Origin of the sequence: Mesorhizobium sp. M7A.F.Ca.US.002.01.1.1 (genome assembly GCF_004022955.1) — a bacterium.
Classification (GTDB): domain Bacteria; phylum Pseudomonadota; class Alphaproteobacteria; order Rhizobiales; family Rhizobiaceae; genus Mesorhizobium; species Mesorhizobium ciceri.
Genome location: NZ_RZQE01000422.1, coordinates 1 through 5,236, shown reverse-complemented (window position 1 = coordinate 5,236; position 5,236 = coordinate 1). Strand labels below are relative to the sequence as shown.

The window sequence follows — 5,236 nt, the reverse complement described above, 5'->3', positions numbered from 1 at the left end:
GTATTGGCGTCGCCGCCCTTGAGGATCGCGTCCATCATCTCGCCTTCCATGTCCAGGTTGAACTTCAGGTTGGCGATGAACTTGCCGGCGTTCGGGCATTCGGTGGTGTAGCCCTTGCGCACATTGGTGTAGACGGTGGCGGCGCCGAAGCCGCTGTCGCCCATGCCGTCGAGATAGGTGATCTTCATGGCGCCCATCACCGGATGCGGCGTCCAGCCGAGGAAGGCGATCCATTCATTGTTCTTCATCGACTGCTCGGCCTGCGTCAGCATGCCGGCTTCCGAGGATTCGACCAGCTCGAAGCCTTCGAGATTGTCCTTCGGGTTCTTGATCATGTCGAGGATGATGCGGTTGCCGTCATTGCCGGCCTCGATGCCATAGATCTTGCCGTTGAACTTGTCCTTGAACTTGCCGATATCGGTCAGCGATTTGACGCCGGCGTCGGCGACATAGGTCGGCACGACGATGCCGTAGCCGGCGCCGGTCAGGTTGGTGCTGATCGTCTCGACCGAACCGTCGGCTGTATAGTCCTTGATGTCGTTGGTCATCGACGGCATCCAGTTGCCGAGGAACACGTCGAGATCCTTGTTCTTCAGCGACGCCATGGTCACCGGCACCGACAGCTGGATCGTTTGCGGCTCATAGCCGAGCGCGGTCAGCAGCACGGAGGCGACGCCGGTCGTCGCCTGGATGTCGGTCCAGCCGACGTCGGAAAGGCGCACCGCCTTGCAGCTTGCCGGATCACCGGCGTAGGCAGCGCTGGTTGACAAAAAAGCCGCCAGGCCGAGGCCGGCGACGAAAGAGTTCATACGCGACATAGACAGTCTCCCATTGTGATTCTTTGGCGAAGCGTAGCTACGGTTTCTATGCCCGCCTTGTTTCGTCAGCCAAACACCATTCTGGTGTGGTTTCAAGCATTAAGACAATCACGATCAACGGCGCGGGCTGGCCAATCAGCGACACATCAGGCGCTTTTGTCTGGCCAGCCGGCTTTTTCAGGGGAATGCCGCTCTGGCCCCTCCCCGTGTCAGGCCAAGTCGGCTTAAAAGAGCGGCATGGCCAAGCTTTACTTCCACTACGCGACGATGAACGCCGGCAAGACGACGATGCTCTTGCAGGCCTCTTACAATTACCGCGAGCGCGGCATGGGCACGATGCTGTTCGTCGCCGGCCACTACCGCAAGGGCGATACAGGCCTGATCTCGTCGCGCATAGGCCTGGAGACGGAAGCCGAGATGTTTCGCGACGGCGACGATCTGTTCGCCCGCGTCGCCGCTCATCACGCGCATACGTCGGTGCATTGCGTCTTCGTCGACGAGGCGCAGTTCCTCGAGGAAGAGCAGGTCTGGCAGCTCGCCCGCATCGCCGACCGGCTGAACATCCCGGTCATGTGCTACGGCCTGCGCACCGATTTCCAGGGCAAGCTGTTTCCCGGCTCGCGCGCGCTGCTGGCCATCGCCGACGATTTGCGCGAAGTGCGCACCATCTGCCGATGCGGCCGCAAGGCGACGATGGTCGTGCGCCTCGGCCCCGATGGCAAGGTGGCGCGCCAGGGCGAGCAGGTGGCGATCGGCAAGGACGTCTATGTCTCGCTCTGCCGCCGCCACTGGGAGGAAGAGATGGGCCGCGCCGCGCCAGACGACTTCATCGGCTTTATCAAGGGCTGACGGTCGGCGGCCTTGACCCCGGCCCTATGCAGCGTTTCTTAAGGCCTCGGTACTATAACGCAGCCAGCCAGAGCTCCCCGGGGTCAGCCATGCTTCGAGCCGCTTCGTTCGCCAGTATCCTTCTCCTTGCCAGCTCGCTCGTAGCCCATGCCGGCGGTGATCCTGCCCTGGGCAAGAAGGTCTTCAACCGATGCATGGCCTGCCATGACGCAGCCACCGACCGCGACAAGGTCGGTCCGCATCTGTTGGGCGTCGTTGGCCGCACCGCCGGCAGCGCCGAGAGCTTTCTTGGCCACTATTCCGAGGCGATGAAGAGTGCTGGCGCCGCCGGCCTGGTCTGGGATGAAGCCAATCTCGCCGAGTATCTCAAGGCCCCAAAGCTGAAGGTGCCGGGCAACAAGATGGCCTTCGGCGGCCTGACCAATGACGACGACATCGCCAATGTCATCGCCTATCTGAAGGCCGATCCCAAGCCTTGATCCGCTGTTCGTCAGCTCTGTAAAACCGGCTTTCCCCTTGCATATCGCGGCCGCGATTGCTTCAGTGATTTGCCGAATACAAAGGCATCCGTGCGCCATCGGCTTGCCGCATGAAAGTTCAATGACAGCTGAACTACGGCTGGCAGGCAAGCTAATCACGCCAGGCCCCCGCCTTCACTGGTTTTCAAGACCCTGATGGATTCTTTTGTTTTCACGCCGCCCTTGTCTTCACGTCTTTCAATCCCCCGATGCCCCACATATATTCGCCGCTGTTCGCGACCAGCGACGTCATGCCGAAGCGGGAGGCCCCAATGGCGACATTGCAGAATTTCGACGCCGAAATTGCCAAGACCAAGCAGGTCGTGCAGGACATGCGCTCCAAGATCGAGCAGTCCGGCACCATGCTTGATACGCTCGCCACATCGGACAAGAAGATCGGCGACGCCAATTTCGACCTCGAGAACGCCCGCATCGAGGATGTGCTGAAGCAGCAAAAGGTGATGGAAGGCAACATTGCCGACCTGATCATCGGCCTGGAGGACGCCACCAACGTCTTCGGCTCCGAGTTCGAGAGCATGAAGAACTACACCGGCTGGGAAAAATTCATCGGTATCTTCTCCAGCCAGAGCAAGCAGCGCATGCGCACCGACCGCGTCCGCAACATGTCGCTGGCGGGCAACCTGCAGGAATTGCTGGTCAAATCCGACACCATCGTCGGCATATTGAAGGCGCAGAAAGAGGTCCTCGACCAGCGCTACAAGACCTCGGAAACCAGCCTGTCGCAGGTGATCGAGCGCCGCAAGACCACCATGACCAACCTCGAAGCCGTGCAGAAGCGCATCGAGGAGCTCAACCCGATGCTGCTCGACATCGAAAACAAGATCGCCGCTTCGACCAGTCAGAAGGACCGCACGCAGCTCGAAGGCGAACGCTCCAAGCTGGCGACGGAATACAACGAAAAGCAGGCCAAGGAGCAGGAGCTGCTGGCCGAGAGCCAGACGCTCGAGCGCTACACCTCGATGTTCCAGACCTTCGTCGATTCGCTCAACAACCAGATCGCCGCGCAATCGACGCTGATCAACAAGCTGACCATCGATACCGAGCAGCGCATCGTGCTCTACAAGGCGCTGGAAGATTCGCTGAAGACCGCCGCCCAGCAGGACGTCGCCCACAAGATCAACACGCTGGGCAGCCAGGTCGACAACACCGCCGAGGAAACCATGGCCGGCATCGGTGCTGCTTCGCAAAAACACATCGGCGACCTACTCGAGATGCACGAGAAGAACATGGTCGCCACCGCCGACATCCAGCGCCGCAAGAAGCTGGCCGACGATGCCTTTGCCCGCCGCTTCGACGAGGTGCTGAAGAAGCACAATTCGGCAAACTACGTGCAGTCTTAGAGTGACAGGACTGCCCGCGAGCGCACAGGCATGACCCCCGAAAACGAAGCGGCGGCACGATATTTCTCCGCCATCACGGCCGCGCTGAGCGGCCTTGAAGTGTTCATGCGCGACGATCGCTCGCCGCTTTACCGGCACGGCATCGTCGCCAAGATCGTCGCCGAATACATCGCCCGGCTCGACAAGTCGTTTTCCTGCTGGCGCAACCGGCTGGGCTTCATGGACACGTTCCGCATTTCGCGGGCCGAAAGCGGATTCCCGGTGTTCCAGAACCTGCTCGAACTGGAAAACGACCGCCGCCAGGCCGACGCGCGGCTTGCCAACATCCCGCTCGCCGGCGAATTGCGCGAGGAAATGGCCGACTTCATCCTGCGCCACAAGGAATTCCCCGAGGCGCTGCAGAAGTCGATGGCCGAGCGGCTCTATCTCGAGGACGTGAAAAGCGAGAACACGTTCGGTCCCTTCACGCTGGCGCAAACCGCCAAGGTCTCGGTCAATCCGAAGACGGGACGGCCCTATTATCTCGTCCATTGGGCGACGTTCGACGGCAGCGCCAACCTGCCTCTGGTCTACATGGTGACGGTGGAGGATTCTTCCGACGCGATGATCCGCCAGCTTGTCGACAGGAACGGCAAACTCAACGAGACGGTCGACATTCCGCTGCCGGTCGACGGCCTGCTCAATCCCGAGCTTGCCCATCGTTTCGACGATTTCACCGAGAAGAACTCCGCCTATACGCTGTCGCCGGCAACCATCGCGGTCAACCTCGACAAGGATTTCGAACCGCTGCACCCCAAGCAGCTGCGCCGCGTCGTGCTCGGCCCGTTCTATTCGGTGGGGATTACCGACAACAATTCGACGGTGACCGAGGTTCTGGCCAAGGTGCGCAAGCCGCAAAATGCCTGGCTTTTGACCTGGACGATCCAGGAGGTCTATTCCAAGAGCGAGAAGCCCGGCCGCAAGGGCCTGTTTTCGAGTGAGAAGACAACGCAGGAATTCTTCATCAACACTGATGATCTGGAAGCCGCGCGTCAGGGCGTGTCGAGCTATGAAAACCATGCGCTGATTCCGCACGAGGCCTATCAGGCACTCTACGCCGCCGGCGAAGCACAGAAGATTTTTGCCGGCTACAAGGTTCATATCCTGTCCAACGGACAGGTCATCTCAGACGTCTGACCGTCACACCACGGAGCACCCTTCATGGATACCGGCCTGACCACCATTCCGGAAGCCGCCATCGAGAAGCACCGCGCCACCGCGCAGAGCTTCATCACCCGCATCGTCGTGCTGGAGGACCCGTCACGGGAGTCCGGCACCGCGCTTGCCGGCACCAACCGCCGCTTCGTCTCGACCGTCTCGGTCGGCTCGGTGCGTCGCACGCGCGAGGTCGAGCTGGCCAAGACCGTCGGCGCCGTTCATCCCGACGACCAGCTGCTGACCATCCCGCAGCACACGCTCCTGTTTCGCGCCCGGCGCGGCACGGCGATCGCGCTGGCCATATCGGACGTCTTTGCCGAAGGCTCCGACCTCGAAAGCCTGCAGGCCAGGAATACCCGCGCGCCGCTCGAAGGCGACGAAGCGGCCACCTTCAAGAAGCTTCTGTCGGCCTCGGCTTACATCTCCGCCTTCAGCCTCGCCTCCTACCTGTTCCAGCTGATCGACAGCGACGGCGAGTCACCCAACGACATCC

General features: G+C 61.1%; 5 protein-coding genes and 1 pseudogene. 5 read left to right on the top strand and 1 reads right to left on the bottom strand.

Annotated features, from left to right (window positions below):
- Positions 1-818: glycine betaine ABC transporter substrate-binding protein (locus EN932_RS28465; protein WP_128369242.1), on the bottom strand; the 818-nt coding region annotated here is incomplete at its 3' end.
- Positions 819-1,055: 237 nt separating this feature from the next.
- On the opposite strand from EN932_RS28465, the gene EN932_RS28460 reads away from it, so the two are divergent.
- The 5 genes and pseudogenes from EN932_RS28460 to EN932_RS28440 form a co-directional block, all read left to right on the top strand.
- Complete coding sequence (locus tag EN932_RS28460) at positions 1,056-1,667, top strand: thymidine kinase (protein WP_027162173.1); 612 nt, start codon at positions 1,056-1,058, stop codon at positions 1,665-1,667.
- An 89-nt stretch (positions 1,668-1,756) separates the two neighbouring features.
- A complete protein-coding gene (locus tag EN932_RS28455; RefSeq protein ID WP_027162174.1) occupies positions 1,757-2,146 on the top strand; it encodes a cytochrome c family protein in 390 nt (129 codons plus the stop codon).
- 311 nt (positions 2,147-2,457) lie between these two features.
- Positions 2,458-3,546 (top strand): hypothetical protein, encoded by a 1,089-nt coding sequence (locus tag EN932_RS28450; RefSeq protein ID WP_024504535.1) that lies wholly within the window; start codon positions 2,458-2,460, stop codon positions 3,544-3,546.
- 30 nt (positions 3,547-3,576) lie between these two features.
- Positions 3,577-4,722, top strand: coding sequence for a hypothetical protein (locus EN932_RS28445; RefSeq protein ID WP_027162175.1), 1,146 nt, complete (start codon positions 3,577-3,579; stop codon positions 4,720-4,722).
- A 24-nt stretch (positions 4,723-4,746) separates the two neighbouring features.
- A pseudogene (locus EN932_RS28440) lies at positions 4,747-5,236 on the top strand (AAA family ATPase); the annotation flags it as partial.

Coding starts and splice junctions, on each gene's coding strand:
- EN932_RS28445 (WP_027162175.1), top strand. CDS start 3,577: ATGACCCCCGAAAACGAAGCGGCGGCACGATATTTCTCCGCCATCACG.
- EN932_RS28450 (WP_024504535.1), top strand. CDS start 2,458: ATGGCGACATTGCAGAATTTCGACGCCGAAATTGCCAAGACCAAGCAG.
- EN932_RS28455 (WP_027162174.1), top strand. CDS start 1,757: ATGCTTCGAGCCGCTTCGTTCGCCAGTATCCTTCTCCTTGCCAGCTCG.
- EN932_RS28460 (WP_027162173.1), top strand. CDS start 1,056: ATGGCCAAGCTTTACTTCCACTACGCGACGATGAACGCCGGCAAGACG.